The 19579-nt window shown below is 36.9% G+C and carries 16 protein-coding genes, 2 tRNA genes and 1 riboswitch; of the genes, 13 read left to right on the top strand and 5 right to left on the bottom strand.

Going from position 1 to position 19579, the window contains the following annotated elements; all coding sequences use genetic code 11:
- The first annotated feature begins 114 nt into the window (after positions 1-114).
- Positions 115-1587 (top strand): sensor domain-containing diguanylate cyclase, encoded by a 1473-nt coding sequence (locus AVFI_RS08695; protein ID WP_017020020.1) that lies wholly within the window; start codon positions 115-117, stop codon positions 1585-1587.
- Positions 1588-1629: 42 nt separating this feature from the next.
- On the opposite strand, the gene dusC is transcribed toward AVFI_RS08695, so the two are convergent.
- The gene (gene dusC / locus AVFI_RS08690; RefSeq protein WP_005419924.1) at positions 1630-2577 is read right to left on the bottom strand and encodes a tRNA dihydrouridine(16) synthase DusC; all 948 of its coding nucleotides are present in this window, start codon (positions 2575-2577) and stop codon (positions 1630-1632) included.
- A 51-nt stretch (positions 2578-2628) separates the two neighbouring features.
- Complete coding sequence (locus AVFI_RS08685) at positions 2629-3186, bottom strand: type II secretion system protein (protein ID WP_041941360.1); 558 nt, start codon at positions 3184-3186, stop codon at positions 2629-2631.
- 101 nt (positions 3187-3287) lie between these two features.
- Between AVFI_RS08685 and AVFI_RS08680 the strand changes: the two genes are divergently transcribed.
- The gene (locus tag AVFI_RS08680; RefSeq protein ID WP_054776065.1) at positions 3288-3902 is read left to right on the top strand and encodes a YecA family protein; all 615 of its coding nucleotides are present in this window, start codon (positions 3288-3290) and stop codon (positions 3900-3902) included.
- A 71-nt stretch (positions 3903-3973) separates the two neighbouring features.
- Here the strand turns inward: AVFI_RS08680 and dsbB are convergent, their stop codons facing one another.
- Positions 3974-4483: a disulfide bond formation protein DsbB gene (gene dsbB / locus AVFI_RS08675; RefSeq protein ID WP_005419921.1), complete on the bottom strand. Its 510-nt coding sequence runs from the start codon at positions 4481-4483 to the stop codon at positions 3974-3976.
- Between the two features lie 68 nt (positions 4484-4551).
- Positions 4552-6144 (bottom strand): Na(+)/H(+) antiporter NhaB, encoded by a 1593-nt coding sequence (nhaB, locus tag AVFI_RS08670; protein ID WP_188863846.1) that lies wholly within the window; start codon positions 6142-6144, stop codon positions 4552-4554.
- A gap of 447 nt (positions 6145-6591) precedes the next feature.
- On the opposite strand from nhaB, the gene fadR reads away from it, so the two are divergent.
- On the top strand, positions 6592-7434 hold the full coding sequence (fadR, locus tag AVFI_RS08665; protein WP_054776066.1) for a fatty acid metabolism transcriptional regulator FadR: 843 nt from the start codon (positions 6592-6594) through the stop codon (positions 7432-7434).
- Between the two features lie 148 nt (positions 7435-7582).
- Positions 7583-8335 carry a MipA/OmpV family protein gene (locus AVFI_RS08660; protein WP_188863847.1) on the top strand — a complete coding sequence of 251 codons (753 nt, stop codon included), beginning with the start codon at positions 7583-7585 and terminating at the stop codon, positions 8333-8335.
- A gap of 272 nt (positions 8336-8607) precedes the next feature.
- Here AVFI_RS08660 and AVFI_RS08655 read toward each other — a convergent pair whose 3' ends face one another.
- Complete coding sequence (locus tag AVFI_RS08655; RefSeq protein ID WP_005419917.1) at positions 8608-9012, bottom strand: H-NS family histone-like protein; 405 nt, start codon at positions 9010-9012, stop codon at positions 8608-8610.
- A 243-nt stretch (positions 9013-9255) separates the two neighbouring features.
- A riboswitch (Lysine riboswitch) is annotated at positions 9256-9439 on the top strand.
- Positions 9440-9520: 81 nt separating this feature from the next.
- On the opposite strand from AVFI_RS08655, the gene AVFI_RS08650 reads away from it, so the two are divergent.
- The 9 genes from AVFI_RS08650 (at position 9521) to AVFI_RS08610 (ending at position 19526) form a co-directional block, all read left to right on the top strand.
- Complete coding sequence (locus AVFI_RS08650) at positions 9521-11107, top strand: Na+/H+ antiporter NhaC family protein (RefSeq protein ID WP_188863848.1); 1587 nt, start codon at positions 9521-9523, stop codon at positions 11105-11107.
- 118 nt (positions 11108-11225) lie between these two features.
- The gene (locus tag AVFI_RS08645) at positions 11226-12548 is read left to right on the top strand and encodes an IS4 family transposase (protein WP_199414946.1); all 1323 of its coding nucleotides are present in this window, start codon (positions 11226-11228) and stop codon (positions 12546-12548) included.
- A gap of 97 nt (positions 12549-12645) precedes the next feature.
- Positions 12646-13422, top strand: coding sequence for a nucleotidyltransferase (locus AVFI_RS08640; RefSeq protein WP_005419915.1), 777 nt, complete (start codon positions 12646-12648; stop codon positions 13420-13422).
- A gap of 4 nt (positions 13423-13426) precedes the next feature.
- A complete protein-coding gene (locus tag AVFI_RS08635; protein ID WP_188863962.1) occupies positions 13427-15796 on the top strand; it encodes a DNA polymerase II in 2370 nt (789 codons plus the stop codon).
- A gap of 177 nt (positions 15797-15973) precedes the next feature.
- A complete protein-coding gene (uvrY, locus tag AVFI_RS08630; RefSeq protein ID WP_005419913.1) occupies positions 15974-16618 on the top strand; it encodes a UvrY/SirA/GacA family response regulator transcription factor in 645 nt (214 codons plus the stop codon).
- Positions 16618-18444 carry an excinuclease ABC subunit UvrC gene (gene uvrC / locus AVFI_RS08625; protein ID WP_038155320.1) on the top strand — a complete coding sequence of 609 codons (1827 nt, stop codon included), beginning with the start codon at positions 16618-16620 and terminating at the stop codon, positions 18442-18444. Before uvrY ends, uvrC begins: the two co-directional genes overlap by 1 nt.
- Before the next feature lie 45 nt (positions 18445-18489).
- Complete coding sequence (gene pgsA / locus AVFI_RS08620) at positions 18490-19044, top strand: CDP-diacylglycerol--glycerol-3-phosphate 3-phosphatidyltransferase (protein WP_005419911.1); 555 nt, start codon at positions 18490-18492, stop codon at positions 19042-19044.
- A gap of 314 nt (positions 19045-19358) precedes the next feature.
- Positions 19359-19432 (top strand) — tRNA-Cys (locus tag AVFI_RS08615).
- 18 nt (positions 19433-19450) lie between these two features.
- Positions 19451-19526, top strand: a tRNA-Gly gene (locus tag AVFI_RS08610).
- Positions 19527-19579 lie beyond the last annotated feature (53 nt).

Below are 19579 nucleotides of genomic sequence, written 5' to 3'. Positions count from 1 at the left end.
TTATTGTGATTCCTATAAAAATGTCAGTTGTCTGTTAAAACTGACATTTTTGGAAGAAATAGCACAAAAATGTATGTAATATAGTCTGTTCACTTCGTGTTAAAGAATTTATACATGCCGAAATTTAATTTAAAACATATCTTTCTTATACCAACACTATTCTTAGTGTTGATCGTAGGTTTTATTTTAAATAACCACATGAACTCCGTACAACGTCAAGTTAATCGAGAGTATGATCGTATTATAAATTCACTTCAACGTTCAATTAAAGTAATTATTTCTTTGGATTACAATATTTCGCAGCTATATAAGCAAAATCAAGGTAGTTTTTATAATCACAACTTTGAAATTAAGAAAGATAGTGGCCTTTGTGTTATTCGTCCAAGCGAAAATTTAGATGCGGTAATGGCAGAGCAAGACATTTCAGTTGCAGAAGGACGCCTTGATTATAGTATCGCTGGTAAAAAAGATTTATGTGATCCATCGTCTGAAGTATATGAAATAGCATCTAAGAAAGTGAGCCTTGCTCCTGTCATTTCTTTTATCCATGATTATGAAAGCTACCTTCATGGGATCTATTTCATTTCAAAATATAATTATATTATCTCTTCACCAAAAGAGATTGCTGAGAATTTATCGCAAAAAACGCTTGATGTTATTTATTCTCGACCATACTGGAAAAACAGTATGAAAAACGACAGTGAAAAATACATTACGTTTACGCCTCCATATACTGATGCATTTTTTGACGGGCTTGAAGTATTAACTTTTTCAACACCTATATACTATAAAGGTATATTCAAAGGTGTGTTAGTTATTGATCTTTCAGTTGAAAAGCTTTTGCGTTCATCAAATGAAATATCACAGCATATCCAGTTGCTCAATAGTGCTGAATATAAGCGATTTGAACAATATCGTTTTATGCAGCCAGTTAATTTAGATTTCACTGACTTTACCTACTTCTTATATTATAAAACATCGATAAAAGAAGAGTTGAAGGGCTTTCTTGTGCATGACTCTAATTCGTTAATTTTAACGTTAGTGATGTACATCTTATCTTTACTATCTATGTTCTATTACCAAAGTAGGGTATCTCAAAAATACTACCGTGATTTGGCTAAGCAAGATCCAATGACAGGCCTGTATAATCGTCGCGGTTTTGAGATGAGCTTACAAGACCGTGTAGTGAAGAAGTACGTTGGTTTTGCTATTTACGATATTGATGACTTCAAACAAATTAATGATGTGTTTGGACATGATGTGGGTGACGAGGCAATTAAATATGTCGCGAGAATGCTGAATAAGAGTGTACGTGATAGTGATATTGTATCTCGATTTGGCGGTGAAGAGTTTGTTATCTGTATCAATGCTGAATCAAGAAATAGCTTAGAAAGTGTCTGTGAGCGTGTAAGGAAGTCAATTCAGGATTCATCAGGAAAAGTGGTTAAAGGCGGCTTTACTGTTTCTGGTGGTGTTACGGTAATTGATTCACATCAAGAGTTTTCTTTTGAACATGTAATCAAGAAAGCCGATGCCTTGCTTTATAAGGCTAAACAAGACGGCAAAAACCGAGTTTACTTCTCATAAACTCGGCCATTGGTTCGGGGAAATATGTACGAAAAAATAAGGCTAGCTTACTTTTTCTAGCTCTTGATTTAGACGAGCAACGATAGGTTCTGATTTTTTATGGCTTCTAATATCCATAAAAATATCTCTTGCTTCGGTGTACTCTTGACGAAGATAAACAAGCCACTGCTTAACTCGGTTTGAGTAATATTGTCCTTTATCTCCCGCCATTTGAAGCTTCGAATAATGAATAAGCAAAGCAATGACTTCAGGCCAAGGCATTTTTGAATGGTTGTGTTTAACTACGTTACCTAAGTTGGGTACATTAAAAGCGCCACGGCATACCATTAATGAATCGATTCCTGTTGCTGCAATACAGCGTTGGCCGTCATCATAGTTCCAGATTTCACCATTTGCGATAATTGGAATATCAATCTTTTGGCGAACTTGGTTAATGTAATCCCATTTTATTTCTTCTGCTTTATAGCCATCTACTTTGGTTCTTGCGTGAATGGTTAGTTCATCCGCTCCAGCTTGTTTGATGGCGTCGGCAATAACAAAACATTCTTCAGGGTTTTCCCAGCCTAAACGAATTTTAGCTGTAACTTTTTTATCTTTACTTACGGCATCTCGACAGGCTTTAACCACTTGGTAGATGAGCTCAGGCTCTTTTAAAAGTGCAGCTCCGCCACGACTTTTGTTTACCGCTTTAGCTGGGCAGCCAAAATTCAGATCAATACCGTCAGAGCCAAGTTCAATTGCTCTCGCAGCATTTTCTGCCATCCAGTTAGGTTCTTGACCTAATAGCTGAAGACGAATAGGGGTGCCTGATTTGGTTTTACTGTCATTTAGCAGCTCAGGACAAATACGATGAAATACATGAGGGGGAAGCAGTTGATCGACAACGCGAACAAACTCTGTAACACAGAAATCGTAATCATTAATTTCAGTTAGTAACTCGCGCATTAAATGATCGAGTACGCCCTCCATAGGGCCTAGTATTACTTGCATATCCCACCTCTTTTATTGGAGGTGGGATTGTAGGGGGAAAGGCAGCCTATGTCACTTACTTCCTTTGTTATAAGTAGTAATTATCGTTTCTCCCGTCGATGGGAAATAATTTAGTCGATAACCTTGCTGATTTTTATTTGTGATATCTGATGTATAGTAATACATACAAGCTTGTGGTTTACCTGTAACAGGTGAGCCATACCAATATTCTATATCTGTACTAGAAGTAATAAAATCATCTCCTTTATATTCAGAAATAGTTAAGTCTTGATTTAATAATGCATTCCAAAGCTCACCACAACCTTCACCAGTAATAATGCCTTGATGGTTTGTTGTACCGAGTGGAAACCCTTCAGCAGATGGAAATATCTTTTCGTCTCCGTACTCTACAGCTACACCTGAACTGACTGATGGTTCACCTTGTGTTAACCAAGCAGCATGGTACAAATTAACTCCAGAGGTGAATTCGGCAAAGACACCTTTAGCTCTAGATTTATGAGCATCGTTTTGCAAACTTAAAAACCGTGGTGCAGCCGTAACGGCTAAAATTCCTAAGATAACAATAACAACGATCAACTCTATGAGTGTAAATCCTCGATTTTTTTTCATAATGTTCTCAACAAGCAAAAATTAATAATAACGGCACTTAGGCTCTAATAATTATTTGCGCTATACTACGCCGAAAACTTAATTTAAAAAGTGAAAAAATAATGAAGTACCAATTAATTTCTCTAAGTGATGCAGATTTAAGCTGCACAAATGTATTTCTTGAAGGTGCTGTACTTGCTGCAAATATGGCAACAAAACCTTTAGAGCCAGAAGTATGGTTGAATGGTCTTGTTGGTACTGATGTAACTTTGAATATTAAAAATGCAGTTATTCATCAAATTGAACAGCAATACACATTACTTAAACGAAATGAATATGAAATTGCTACTTTGATTGATATTGAAAACGTTGACTTATTGGCTGATTTTGCTGAAGGTTTTATGAGTGTATGGCCTTTAATTGAAGATATGTGGGCTGAGGTAAGTATTGGTGATGGTACATCTCGTATGTTATCAGCACTACTAACAACGTTAATGCTTGCGCTTGATGAAGAACAAACACAAGCTCAAATGAAAGAAGCGGGGATTGATACACCTCCTACTCTAAAAGGTATGCTTCCACAATTAGATATGATGATTCTTGAAGTCGCAATGGCTGCTGATGAGTTACAGATTGGCTATAAAGGCCAGAAAGTCAATCCATATAAAAATATCGGTCGCAATGATGCTTGTCCGTGCAATAGCGGTAAGAAATTTAAACAATGTTGTGGTAAATAAAGCACTAAAAATAAAAAAGCCATCACTGATTCGAAATTAGTGGTGGCTTTTTACTATTAGCAATATTGCTATTATTTTTTATTGAAGAATTGTGCGATAACAAAAATAGCCAAAGCAATTAAGTTACCTGCAAAAATAATAACTAACCACTGAGGCATCGTTAGCGTTAAAAATTGCCATACGATTTTGCTGCAGTCACCATAAGCTTCAAACATCCATGGTGCCCATTTATTTAATGGAGCCCATGAAGGGAAGGTCACAAATAAATCGCAAGTTGAAAATGGTGAAGGGTTTAATTGGAAATCAACATGTTCAAGAGCAAGTTTGAGTCCCCATCCTGCACTGATCCCCCATGCGATAAAACCACACCAGCGAATAATAAGGTTATTTGGATTTAATAAACCAATAATAGCAGCGCCACCAATTCCCATCATAGCAACACGCTCATAAATACACATGACGCAAGGTGGAAGTTTCATTATGTGTTGAAAGGTTAGTGCAGATGCTTCGAAAAAGATAATACAAAGTAGTAGCAGAAACCAAGATAGGCGAATGCGTGAGAAATGATTAAGGGCTTGCATTTTTATTCCTTATAAAAATAAAGGCCCCGTATCTACAGAGCCTTTGCTATCAAAAGTAGTTTACCTTATTAATGACCACTAGAAATCGCAGAAGTTGCACTTTCTATTGTTCCAGGTGCAATCCAGCCAAGATCGTAGAACATTGCTGTCATAGGTTCAAGGAAGAAAATGATACCAAACATACCAACAAGTGCTAATACAATTGTATAAGGAAGAGCCATCCATACCATACGACCGTATGATAATTGAATTAACGGAGCAAGAGCAGACGTTAATAGGAATAGGAAAGCAGCTTGACCATTTGGTGTTGCAACAGACGGTAAGTTTGTACCGGTATTGATAGCTACAGCTAGTAAGTCAAATTGATTACGCGTAATAACGCCATCCATTAATGCTGCTTTTACTTCATTAATGTAAACCGTACCAACGAATACGTTATCTGAAACCATCGAAAGAACACCATTTGCTACATAGAACAGTGCTAATTGAGCGCCTTTATCTTCTACAGCAAGTACTGCATCAATAATTGGTTTAAATAGCTCTTGGTCAATGATTACAGCTACAACGGCAAAGAATACGGCTAATAGGGCGGTGAATGGAAGAGCCTCTTCAAACGCTTTACCCATAGAGTGTTCTTCAATAACACCTGTAAATGCTGTTGCAAGGATAATAACTGATAAACCAATTAGACCAACGGCCGCAAGATGAAGTGCTAAACCAACAATTAACCATACTGCAATTAAACCTTGGATGATTAATTTAGCGTTATCGATATTAGTACGGTTTTTACGTTCTTCAGCTTCGTAGTCTTCTAGGATTTTACGTACGTTTTCAGGTAGTTTTGCACCGTAGCCACAAATACCTAATTTTTCAACAGCGATACAAGTTAAAATACCGCAGATAAATACTGGTGCTGTAATTGGAAGCATACGGATAATGAATTCACCAAACATCCAACCAGCTTGGTCGGCAATGATCAAGTTTTGTGGTTCGCCCACCATTGTCATTACACCGCCAAGAGCAGTACCAACACCTGCGTGCATTAATAGGCTACGTAAAAAAGCACGGTAGTCTTCTAAATCTTCACGAGTTAATTCATCAACATCGCTATCACAAGTATGGTCGTGAGTTTGTGAACCACCTTGACCAGATGCGACACGGTGATAAATTGCATAGAAGCCAACAGCAACACTAATTACAACCGCAATTACCGTTAACGCATCAAGGAAAGCTGACAAAAATGCAGCGGTAAAACAGAATGCAACAGATAGCGCTGTTTTTGATTTAATACCAATAAGTATCTTGGTGAAGATAAATAGAAGTAATTGCTTCATGAAGTAGATACCAGCAACCATGAATACGAGTAGTAAAAGTACTTCGATATTGGCTACGAGTTCATGCTTTACTTGCTCTGGGCTTGTCATACCAATGGCAATTGCTTCTATAGCTAATAAACCACCAGGCTGTAATGGGTAACATTTTAACGCCATTGCAAGAGTAAAAATAAACTCAACGACAAGCAACCAACCTGCAGTAAATGGATCTACAAAGAAGAAAACAAGTGGGTTGATTACAAGAAAAGAAAGTATTGCGATTTTGTACCAATCGGGGGCTTTACCAAGAAAATTTTTGATAAATGCATTCCCTAGCGAAATAGACATGTGATGCTCTCTACATTATTACGATAATTCTAAAAAATAAGGTTAAGTAGGGAGTTGATAATAATCGCCTAACATATTGTTATTAGTAAAGATAAACAACTATTTAGAAAAACAACAAGGCTTATTTTACTGCTTTGCCAAATAACTACCTATATATACCTAACCTTATATACCAAACGCCTGAACTTTACTCTTAATTCCTTAATAGTCAATATTTGAAAACAGGTAAATTGATCAAAATGTGCCTTTGCTCGGTTTTATTAATAAAACTAAAGAAATGTATAGAAAAAAGGTAGCAGATTTCTTGATTTATTAGGGAGATTAAGGCTTAAAAATTGGAAATGTGTTTCTAAATTACAGGTAAATTTAATAAATAGTTAAGGATTTATTGAACTGGTGGTATGATGAGTGCAGTTATCTTATTTAAAGAACGGATTTTAAACTTGTATGGTTATTAAGGCAAAAAGTCCTGCAGCATTCGCTGAAAAGTACATTATTGAAAGTATTTGGAATGGTCGTTTCCCACCAGGCTCAATTTTACCCGCTGAGCGAGAGCTTTCTGAATTAATTGGTGTAACGAGAACGACATTACGAGAAGTATTACAGCGTTTAGCTCGTGATGGTTGGTTGACAATTCAACATGGTAAACCAACAAAAGTGAACAATTATATGGAAACCTCTGGTTTACATATTTTAGATACATTAATGACATTAGTTGATGCTAATAATGCGACTTCAATCGTTGAAGACTTATTGGCTGCTCGTACTAACATTAGCTGTATTTTCATGAGACAAGCATTCAAGACAAATAAAGAAGGTTCTTTAAGAACACTTAATCGTGTTATTGAATCGTGTGAACAGTTACTTGCTGCAGAAAGTTGGGATAGTTTCATAGAAGCATCCCCATTCGGAGCAAAAATTAAAGCTGAAGTGAAAGAAGATAACGAAAAAGATCCTGCAAAACGTGAAGAGATCTTGATTGCTAAAACCTTCAACTATTATGATTATATGCTTTTCCAAGGTGTTGCTTTTAAATCTGGCAATCAAATTTATGGGCTTATCTTTAATGGTTTGAAAAAGCTTTATGTACGAGTAGGTAGTTACTACTTCTCTAACTCTGAAGCGCGAGAGTTAGCTTTACAGTTTTATCGTGACTTAAAGCTTATTTGCGAAGAAGAACGCAAAGATGCAGTAATGCCTAGAATGCGCCAGTACGGTATGGAAGGTAATTTGATTTGGAATGAAATGAAATTAAATTTACCAAGCAACTTTAGAGAAGATGATAGTTAATCTTATTTAGAATTTAATAAAGCAGGCATTTAGCCTGCTTTTTTTATATCTAAAATAAAGAAAAAACCTAAATAACTATCAAATGATGGGCGGTTATGTATAATGGTACGGTGTATTGTTAATTCTGTGGTTATATAAGGTTGTTATTGTGAATATATTAGTAAGTCGCTCTGTTTTTTTTCTTCTGGTGTTATTCAATAGCAGTGCTAATGCAAAAATTTCACAATGGTCTCTTGGTGCCGCCGCTGCATATTCACCTTCCTTTTATAAAGAGACGCCTTCGAATACAACAATTATTCCTATGATTGGTTATGAGGGGGAACATTTATTTCTGAGAGGGTTTAGTGGTGGTTATCGTCTAAAACCAGTAGGCTCACCTCAAAATATAATATTTCGATTTGTCTATGATCCTAGAACGTTTAAGCCCAATGATTCAAATGATGCTGCAATGCAAAAATTAGATGAACGTAAGAGTACTGTGCTTGGCGGGGTGAGCTATCAGATGATTACTCATGTTGGCATTGTTGAATTTACAGGGGGAACAGACATAGGTCGTACTCATAATGGTTTTTATGCAGAAGCGGCTTGGCGTTTACCATTAAGAGGAAAAGGGTGGGCAATTACACCATCATTAGGGTATTCATATAATAGTGAGAAATTAAATAATCATTTATACGGAGTATCCAATGAAGAAGCGTTACGAACTGGAGTTGACCAATTTGATGCAGATTGGGATGGACAGTTTTTTATTGGATTATCGACTTATTTCCACATTACACCAAATGTTCGAGTGACTGGTGGTTTGCGTTATGTGAATCTTGAGGGTAACTTAGAAAACAGTCCAATGATTGAGCATACAACGAGTTCAACTGGTAATGTCGGTATAGCGTACGTGTTCTAGGAATTTTTATATATTATTTAGTTCGCTTTATTAATGAGTAAGAGCTTATGATTTATAGAAAAGGTGACTATTAATAATATTGCTAATATAGGTGTATTAAAAAATACGACTAAGTAATTATTCTATAAGATCTAGCTGGTTTTATCTTATTCAGGTTTCTCTTAGTCAGTTTAAAGTTTCGAGCAATAATACGTTTCTAAATGTAATAAAATGAAAATAAAAAAAGACCACTTAGAGTAAGTGGTCTTTTTATATGCTCTTAAAGAGTATTATTAGATTAAAAACTCTTCTAGTTTTTTACCAGCATCAAGTTGCGCTTGAAGAGCTGAAGGAGTACGGCCTTGGCCTGTCCATGTTTTCTCTTCACCAGCGTGATCTTGGAATTTATATTTTGCAGGGCGAGGTGCACGTTTTTGTTTTGTTTTTACTGTCGTAGCTGACATTGTGTCTAATAGATCTTCAGGAGCGATACCGCTGTCGATCATCATTTGACGGAATTCTTCAAGTTTAGCTTGTTTTTCAGCTAGTTGAGCACGCTCTTCAGCTTCAGATTCTTGGCGTTCAGCAACAACAGATTGAAGTTTTTCTAATGCTTCTTCTAGTTGTTCTAAAGTCATTTCGCGAGATAAAGCACGTAGGCTGCGTAGGTTAAGCAGCGTTTTAATTGTATCAGACATATTTGGTTCCATAATTATTTTGATAATATGATTATAATATAACAGAAAAATAATATAACAAATTTCTAGATAAAGGAATAAAAAAATATTAATGATATTAATGTTAATAATATTCATTCTTAAAGATAAGACTGCTACTAAATAGTTTTAAAATGTTTCATTCTAATTAGCTAGATAACTTAATGTTAAAATACTCAGATATAGTATTGCAAAATTGTTTTCAATCCGTACAATAACCGCACCTAAATGGGTAGAGGCGCACCGCCTAAGAGTAAATTGTAAGAGGGTGATACTTACGACGACAATTGAAAGGAGTCGGTGCCGAAGTTAATTACGTTAATCGAGCGTATTAGCTGGGGTTATTTCGAAGAGGAATAACACTGCCATAGTCAATTTTATTTTTTAACTATGGAGCGCTACTGTAGGGGAATGTTATTCATTCACTTCCTTAATAACGATATTTATCGTATCTGCAGTAGATCTCCAACCAGACTGGTTGTTGTAGATCATGAACTTAGCTGATTTTTCAAATTCTCCAATTTCAATCTTGCCCCCGCTTATAGCTTTGGGTTTGGCAATTTTAACTCGCCGAGTATTACTTTCTCTTGGTGTAGGTATCGTGTTAGGCGCTATTTTGCTGTCTAGCTTTTCCGTATCAGGAACCGCTTCTTATGTGTTTAGTTCTGTTAAAGGTGTTTTCATCGATGGCGGTTCAATTAACTCATGGAATATGAGCATTGTTGCTTTCCTTATATTATTAGGAATGACAACAGCTTTATTAACTCTTTCAGGTGGCACACGTGCTTTTGCTGAATGGGCACAGACAAGAATTAAAAGTAAACGCGGCGCAAAACTACTTGCAGCTTTTTTAGGCGTGTTTATTTTTGTTGATGATTACTTTAATAGCTTAGCCGTTGGTTCAATATCCCGCCCTGTTACTGACCGTTTTTATGTATCACGTGCTAAATTAGCTTATATTCTAGATTCAACAGCTGCTCCAATGTGTGTATTAATGCCAGCATCAAGTTGGGGTGCGTACATCATTACAATTATTGGTGGCATTTTAGTTTCACATGGTGTGACTGAATATTCTGCTCTAGGTGCTTATGTTCGTTTAATTCCAATGAACTTTTACGCTGTATTTGCACTATTAATGGTATTCGCTGTTGTTTGGTTCCAACTTGATGTGGGCCCAATGCGTCACCACGAAAATGAAGCCGCTCGTGGTAATGGTTTTGATGATCAAGCCGTTAATTCTGAATCGAAAGATTTAAATGAAGAATTAAATATTGTTGAGAGTGAAACAGGTAAAGTTTCTGACTTAATTTTCCCAATTATTACATTAATTGTCGCAACGATCTCTTTCATGGTTTATACCGGCGGCGAAGCGTTAGCCGCAGATGGTAAAGCGTTTAATATATTAGGCGCATTTGAAAATACCGATGTTGGTGCTTCACTTTGTTACGGTGGTTTAATTGGTCTAGCATCTGCGCTAATTACTGTATTCCGTCAAGGTCTGTCAGTTAAAGATATAGGCATGACAATGTGGATTGGTGCGAAATCAATGTTTGGCGCTATTCTAATTCTATTCTTTGCTTGGACTATTGGTTCAGTTATCGGTGATATGAAAACTGGTACATACTTATCGAGTTTGGCACAAGGTAGCATTGGTATTCACTGGATCCCTGTAATCTTGTTCTTATTGTCAGGAATTATGGCATTCAGTACTGGTACATCATGGGGTACTTTCGGCATTATGTTACCAATCGCTGGTGATATGGCTGGCGCTACCGATATCGCATTAATTCTTCCTATGTTAGGTGCGGTTTTAGCTGGTTCCGTATTTGGTGATCACTGTTCACCGATTTCAGATACTACGATTCTGTCTTCGACAGGTGCGCGTTGTTGTCATATTGATCACGTATCAACTCAACTACCTTATGCATTATCCATTGCAGCGGTTTCAGCTGTTGGCTATATCGTACTTGGTTTTACAAGTTCAGTATTGGTGGCGTTTGCTGGTGTAAGTGTTGCATTTGTTTTAGCGTGTTTTGCTTTAATGATGATGTCGAAAAGACGCTCAGCAACAGCATAACTTGTTAGATTTTAAAATAAACCGGCTTTAAATGGCTAATGCCGATCGTTTAAGGGACTTGAACGATCCTTTGCAGCCTTCATAATCGGTCTTAAATTTATTTTAAGGCCGATTTTTTATGTCTGAGTTTTCTCGTGAATTACAATTAACTGCAGAATTTCACCTTCCTGAATCTATGGATTCATTTCGGAAAAATATTCCTATTGAGTGGATTTCAGAAGCCGTTAACCAAACTGGTCGCGCCGCTATCAGAAAGCGCAGATTTCCTGCTGAACAAGCTGTTTGGTTAGTGCTTGGAATTGGCTTAATGCGTAACCGCTCCATTAGCGATGTTTGTGATAAATTAGAATTAGCCTTCCCTGATGCTAAAGGGGAGCTCCCTCCCTTGGCCACAAGTAGTATCGTAAAAGCTAGACAGCGTATTGGTTATGAACCATTACGTTACCTATTTCATACCACTGCGAGTAAATGGGAGACAGAAGAATCGCCTGATTTAGTTTGTGGACTTAAACTCATGAGCGTTGACGGGACTCAATTTAAAACCCCTGAAACTAAGGATAACCAAAAGCTAGGCTACGCGACAGGTAAGGCTACATTTCCTTCAGTTCTTGCTGTTACCCTCATGTCTACACGCACCCACCTTATTTCAGATGCTGCTTTTGGACCAATAACCAATAGTGAAATATCTTATGCACAACAATTAGTTGGCTCCGCTCCAAATAATTCATTAACTCTTTTTGACCGTGGTTTTATGTCCGCTGAACTTTTTGAATCATGGCGTAATGCAGGAAAAAATACTCATTGGTTAACTCCAATAAAAAGTAAATTTAGGTACGACGTTTTAGAAGAGTTTTCAGACTACGATAAACTGATTAAAATGCCAGTTTCGCCTGATGCAAAACAGAAATATCCTCACCTCGGAGATAGCTGGCAAGCTCGTTTAGTTTTAATACCTGAGCCGAAAGGAGAGATCAAAGGGTTTATTACTTCATTAGAGTGTCCTGTGACTTATCCATTGAAAGATATTGTTGAAATTTACTGGGAACGATGGGAAATAGAACAAGGTTATGGTGAATTAAAACAAGGTCAACTTAACAATCAAGCAGTGCTTAGAAGCTTGAAAATAGAAGGAATATATCAAGAGTTATGGGGGATTTTGATTTCTTATAACCTCGTTCGTCTAGAAATGAAAAGAATGGCCGATTTTCATAAAATGGAACCATTAAGAATAAGCTTTATTAATGCGTTAAGGCTAATCCAAGATGAGTTCCTGTGGTGTTCAGGGCGAACACCAGGAACAGTGCCCAAGAAGCTGAAAAATCTACGAGAAAGCGGAAAGCGTCTAATCCTGCCAAAGAAAAGAAAGCGAAAACCATTTCCGCGACAAGTGCTTTATAAAGCACCGCGCTACCCTTATAAAAAAAGAGCCACTAGCTGTTAAGCGAGCGGCATTAGCTTTAAATGGCCGGTTTTTTATTGCTTTTTTAATGTTAAATCGCGATCATAAGCCCCTTAATATTCTTTATTTGGGGTGCATTTTGTCTCGTTTTACTTTACCAATTATTGATAAACACTCTCCATTTCAAAATGAGTTTGAACCAGTAATTCATGATTTAATTACTCATGTTCGCTCTGCTGCACCGAAATCCGTTCATAGTATTTATTTATATGGCAGCGTTGCTAGACGTGAAGCTATTGTTGGCCGTTCTAACCTTGACGTTACCCTTATTACATCTGCACCATTGACCAATAAAGAACAAACGCTAATTAATACAATTAAAATTCGTTTCCAATCTAAATACCCTCAAATTACCGGAGTTACATTTAATATTGGAGAGGCGGCAGATGCGTTGCAATTAGAGTCGATTTTTAGCTGGGGTTTCTGGTTGAGACACTGTTGTGTTTGTATCTATGGTGATGATTTATCAGAACGTTTTGGTGATTTTGAGCCTAGCTGGGAAATCGCGAAAAATATGAACATGGATATTGAAGAATGGTTAGGTGTTTATATTAAAAAAATATCTACTAGCCAAGATATGGCAGTTCAGGTTGAACAACAAAAAACCATCGCCAAAAAGTTATTAAGAAGCTGCTACTCTTTAGTTATGCATCGAGATAAAGGTTGGTACGATCATCCTGTACTTTGTGCTCGAAAATTTTTGGAATATTACCCAGAAAAACAGACTGAAATAGAACGCGTGGTTTTATTATTAAAAGGGCGCAAAGTTCCAAAGCGTTCTGTACTTGCTTTACTTAATGAATTTGGAGATTGGGTTGTAGCTGAATTTAATAAAATTGAACGAAAAATAGGTTAATAACTTGAATTCACCTCAACAGGGTTTTTTGCTTACACGTCAAACTAGAGAAATTAATAATCAAAGTTTAGTCGATCTCTGGGTTAAGTGTGATGACCATATTGCACACTTACTTATTGAAAACGAAGATGCAGTTACCTTCATATTAGAAAATAAGCGCTCTCAGTATGAAGCCTGTTTACAGAAAGAAAATATCCCTTTTCATATAAAACCGACGGCATTATCCACATTTAATCATGATTCCGTGCTCGGTTTATATTTTAAAAATACCTATCAGAAACGATCAGCGACGCAACTTATTGATCAGTTACATCTACCTATATATGAAAGCGATATTCGTTTAGCTGATCGTTATTTAATGGAACGTTTTATTTGTGGTGGTCTATCATTTATTGGCAACCCAGTACAAAAAAAAGACCATATTGAATATCGTAATGTAAAAGTTAAAACGACGGATCGTTCACCTAAATTTAGTATGGTTTCATTAGATATTGAGTGCTCAGAAAAAGGCATTCTATATTCTATTGCTCTACATAGTGAACTCGATACACGTATTATCATGGTGGGCGACTCACAAGACAGTGATTTGTCTATTCAATGGGTGGAAAATGAAAAAGCACTGCTTCTTGCTTTAGAGTCTTGGTTTTATCAATTTGATCCAGACATTATTATTGGCTGGAATGTGATTAATTTTGATTTTCGATTATTAATTCAGAGAGCAAAATGGCACAAATTACCTTTTCGTATTGGTCGGGGTAATAGTTCGCTTTATTGGCGTGATTCGGATAAAAATCGCCAACAAGGTTTTTTATCTTTTCCTGGACGCGTTGTGCTAGACGGTATTGATGCCTTGAAAACTGCGACTTATCATTTCTCTAGTTGGTCACTTGAATCCGTAGCTCAAGAGTTATTGAAAGAAGGTAAATCGATTAATGATCAAAGTGATAAAATGTCTGAGATCAATCGAATGTATCGAGAAGATAAACTTTCTTTAGCCAAATATAACCTTCAAGATTGTGTTTTAGTTACTCGTATATTCGAACATACTCATCTATTAGAGTTTTTGATTGAGCGAACGAAATTAACGGGGGTTGAGCTTGATCGTGTTGGTGGTTCCGTTGCTGCATTTACTAACTTGTATTTACCAAGACTCCATCGAGCAGGGTATATTGCCCCTAATTTAGAGAGTGAAAATTGGATTGCAAGTCCTGGCGGTTATGTAATGAACTCTAAGCCAGGTTTATATCAATCTGTTATCGTTCTTGATTTTAAGTCTCTTTACCCTTCGATTATTCGTACCTTTAATATTGACCCTTTAGGCTTGATTGAAGGATTAAAACAAGAAGTAGGTACGGAAGATAATCAAGCCATTGATGGTTTTAGAGGGGGACGATTTCATCGTTATAAACACTTCTTACCTAAATTAATTGAAAATTTATGGTCCGCTCGAGATGAAGCAAAAAGAAATAATGAAAAAGCATTTTCTCAAGCAATAAAAATCATAATGAACTCATTTTATGGGGTGCTAGGTTCGTCAGGGTGCCGTTTTTTTGATCATCGATTGGCCTCTTCAATAACCATGCGTGGGCATGAAATTATGAAAATGACGCGTGAGTTGATTGAAGCTGAAGGTTATGAAGTGATATACGGCGATACTGATTCTACGTTTGTTACTCTTGGGCAATCAATGTCATCTAAAGAAGCTGACGCTATTGGTTCATCTTTAGTTGAAAAGATAAATCAGTGGTGGATTTCCCACTTATCTGAAAAATACGCAATTGATTCAGCATTAGAAATTGAATATGAAACTCATTATCGAACGTTTTTAATGCCGACGATTCGAGGATCAGAAACTGGGTCTAAAAAGCGTTATGCTGGTTTAGTAAAAAAAGAAGGTAAGGAAGAAATTGTATTTAAAGGATTAGAGACTGTGAGAACGGATTGGACTCCATTATCACAAGAATTTCAGAAAACGTTATTCCATAAAGTGTTTCATCAGCAAGATGTAAAGGAATACGTCCGACAATATGTCGATGATACTAAGCAGGGCAAATTAGATAAGCAACTTATTTATAGAAAGCGTTTGAGAAGACAGTTGGATGAATACCAAAAGAACGTTCCTCCTCACGTTAAAGCGGCACGATTAGCGGATTATCGGAATCAACAAATAGGAAAAAGGCCTCAATATCAATATGGTGGATGGATAGAGTATGTTATTACCACTGCAGGACCTGAACCGATTGAATATATAAATAATCCGATTGATTATGACCATTATGTAGAGAAACAATTGAAACCGATCGCGGATGGAATTCTCCCTTTTATCGGTTTAGATTTTAATGAATTATCTAACTCTCAATTAGGTCTATTTTAAGAATTATTTTTATTGTATATTGAAGAAACCGGATCAAAGTCAATAGCATTTTAATAGCAAAACTTTGCGGCCTAACGCATAATCAATATGCTTTTATCTATTTTTTTAAGGTAAAATAGACAGTTAGTTAAGACCTCTATTATAGAGGTGGCTGTAGATTAAATCGGAGTGTCAGTTGTGATTAAAGTATTCCTTGTAGATGATCATGAGCTGGTTCGCACAGGGATTAGACGTATTCTTGAAGACGTCCGTGGAATTAAAGTAGTAGGGGAAGCTGACAGCGGTGAAGATGCCGTTAAATGGTGTCGAACAGAGCAGGCAGATATTGTTCTTATGGATATGAACATGCCTGGCATTGGTGGCTTAGAAGCAACCAAAAAGATTTTAAGATTTAACCCAGATGTGAAAGTTATAGTTTTGACTATTCATACTGAAAACCCATTTCCGACTAAAGTTATGCAAGCCGGTGCTGCTGGTTATTTAACTAAGGGTGCAGGTCCTGATGAAATGGTTAATGCGATTCGTATGGTACAAAGTGGCCAACGCTACTTATCGCCTGAAATTGCACAACAGATGGCGTTAAGTCAATTTACGCCCGACGCGGAGAATCCATTTAAAGAACTTTCTGAACGAGAGTTACAAATAATGATGATGATCACCAAAGGCGAAAAAGTGACGGATATTTCCGAACAACTGAATTTAAGTCCTAAAACAGTGAACAGCTATCGTTATCGCTTATTCAGTAAGTTAAATATAAGTGGAGATGTTGAATTAACTCATCTAGCTATTCGTCATGGTATTTTAGATGCTGAGACGCTGTAGTGCCTTCCTTTGATTCAAAAGCGTTCCTAAAATCTGTAACACATCAGCCTGGCGTTTATCGAATGTATAACGCCGAGGCTGACGTTATTTATGTAGGTAAAGCAAAAGACTTAAAAAAACGTTTATCCAGTTATTTTCGTAGTAATGTACCTTCAGAAAAAACTAAGGCGTTAGTTAGCCATATTCATCAAGTTGACGTTACTGTCACTCACTCTGAAACAGAAGCTCTCATCCTTGAACACAATTATATTAAGCAATACTTACCTAAATATAATGTGCTTCTTCGAGATGATAAATCGTATCCTTATATTTTCATTTCACAACATAAGCATCCAAGGATCTCTATCCACCGTGGTGTGAAACGTAAAAAAGGTGAGTACTTTGGCCCTTACCCTGATTCTGGAGCCGTTAGAGAAAGTCTTCACCTCATCCAAAAGTTATTCCCTATTCGCCAATGCGAAGATTCGGTATATGCAAATCGCCATAGACCATGCTTAATGCACCAAATTGGACGTTGCTTAGCCCCTTGTGTTAAAGGGATTGTTAGTGATGAAGAATATAAAGAGCAGACTGATTTTATTCGATTGTTTTTACAAGGTAAGGATAGACAAGTTATTCAAACACTTGTTGAGCAAATGGAGATTGCCAGCCAATCCTTAAATTTTGAAAAAGCAGCGATCATTCGAGATCAAATTCAAGCCATGAGACGAGTACAGGAGCAACAATATGTTTCTGATGACAGTGGTGATGATCTTGATGTTTTAGGGTTTGCAATTGAAAATGGTTTAGCGTGTGTTCACTTATTGATGATTCGTCAGGGGAAGATTTTAGGTAGTCGTAGTTTTTTCCCGAAGATCCCTGCTAATACAGACAAAGAAGAAGTCTTTTTAAGCTTTTTGACTCAATATTACTTAAATCATACGCAAGGTCGAACTATCCCTAACCGTGTAGTAACCAGCTTTGAATTTAATAGTGATAGCTTAGAAGCGGCATTAACTGAATTATCTGGACGAAAAGTTATTTTTCAATTAAATCCAAAAGGGATGAAAGGACGTTATTTAAAATTAGCAGATACCAATGCATTAACGGCTTTAACCAGTAAATCAAATCATAAACTAACAATGTATCAGCGCTTTAAACAATTAGAAGAAGCGTTAGTATTGTCTTCTATTCAGCGTATGGAATGTTTCGATATCAGCCATACGATGGGAGAGAAAACAGTCGCATCGTGTGTTGTTTTTAATCAGGAAGGACCAGTAAAATCAGAGTATCGACGTTATAATATATCGGGCATTACTGGTGGGGATGATTATGCTGCCATGGCGCAAGTTCTTGAACGACGCTATAGTAAACAATTAGATATTGATAAAATCCCTGATATTATTTTTATTGATGGTGGTAAAGGACAATTGAATCGAGCTTATGAGGTTATCAGTAAGCATTGGGAAGATTGGCCTAAGCAGCCATTATTGCTTGGTATCGCAAAAGGTGTTACTCGTAAACATGGGTTAGAAACACTAGTGAAAATTAGTGGAGAAGAGTTTTCAATGCCAAGTGATTCTCCAGCTTTGCATTTGATACAACATATTCGTGATGAGAGTCACAATCATGCTATTGGTGGACACCGAGCACAGCGTGCTAAAGTAAGAAAAACGAGTACCCTTCAAAATATTGATGGGGTTGGTCCAAAACGAAGACAAGCATTATTGCAATATTTAGGTGGCCTACAAGAATTAAAAAGTGCAAGTGTCGAAGAAATAGCCAAAGTGCCGGGCATTAGCCATTCTTTGGCAGAAAAAATACATGATGCGTTGAAACACGGATAAAAAAAGCGCACCATACACTCGCGGACCAAAACTTAAGAATTATTTATGCGATTAACAATACCAAATATACTCACGTTTATCCGACTAGCACTGATCCCTGTGTTTGTTGTTGTGTTCTACTTGCCTTATGAATGGTCAGCTGTAGCTGCTGCAATGGTATTCTGGGTTGCAGGTTTTACTGATTGGTTAGATGGACTTTTAGCTCGTAAACTGGGGCAAACTTCTCGCTTTGGTGCTTTTTTAGACCCAGTTGCTGATAAAGTGATGGTAGCTGCTGCTTTAATTTTAATTACTGAGCATTACCATACCATTTGGATCACCATTCCTGCGATTACAATGATTGCACGTGAAATTATTATTTCTGCTTTACGAGAGTGGATGGCTGAAATAGGAAAACGAGCAAGTGTTGCTGTATCTTGGGTTGGTAAAGTAAAAACTGTATCTCAAATGTTTGCGCTTTGGGTTCTTATCTGGCGTTACGATGACTGGATGATCTGGTTAGGTTATGCTGCTCTATATATTGCAACCATTTTGACATACTGGTCGATGGTGCAGTACTTAGCTGCAGCAAAAGATGATCTACTTAATGCAGACGAATAGATATAAATGAATTGAAAAGCGAACTTAGGTTCGCTTTTTTTATATTTGAAATATTATTTTGCATAGTCAGCTGATATTACAGACTTTATCGTTTTGATTTTTTAATCTCAGAATGATAAAAGAGCAGTTATTCAGAAAAAAAACATCTTAAATAAGCCTGTTTTCGTTTGTTTTCTATTCATTTTGATCGCATTTTATTCAAACGAAACAAAAACAGAAAAATAGTGTTGACTCTAAGTGCTGAATCAGTAGAATGCATCCCGTACCCAAGAGGAAGGCGCTGAGTTAAGTTGCTGAATACTTAAGGTAACAAAGGCGCCTTGGCAGAGTGGCTATGCAGCGGATTGCAAATCCGTGGACCTCGGTTCGATTCCGGGAGGCGCCTCCATTCTTTATGAATGATTATGCGACACTAGCTCAGCTGGTAGAGCGCAACCTTGCCAAGGTTGAGGTCACGAGTTCGAACCTCGTGTGTCGCTCCAAATTAAAAGTTACTGCAATAGCGGTAATTACAGATGGTGTTTTACTTTTCAGT

Origin of the sequence: Aliivibrio fischeri ATCC 7744 = JCM 18803 = DSM 507 (genome assembly GCF_023983475.1) — a bacterium.
In the GTDB taxonomy this organism is placed as follows: domain Bacteria; phylum Pseudomonadota; class Gammaproteobacteria; order Enterobacterales; family Vibrionaceae; genus Aliivibrio; species Aliivibrio fischeri.
This window is presented reverse-complemented; position numbering and strand designations above follow the sequence as displayed.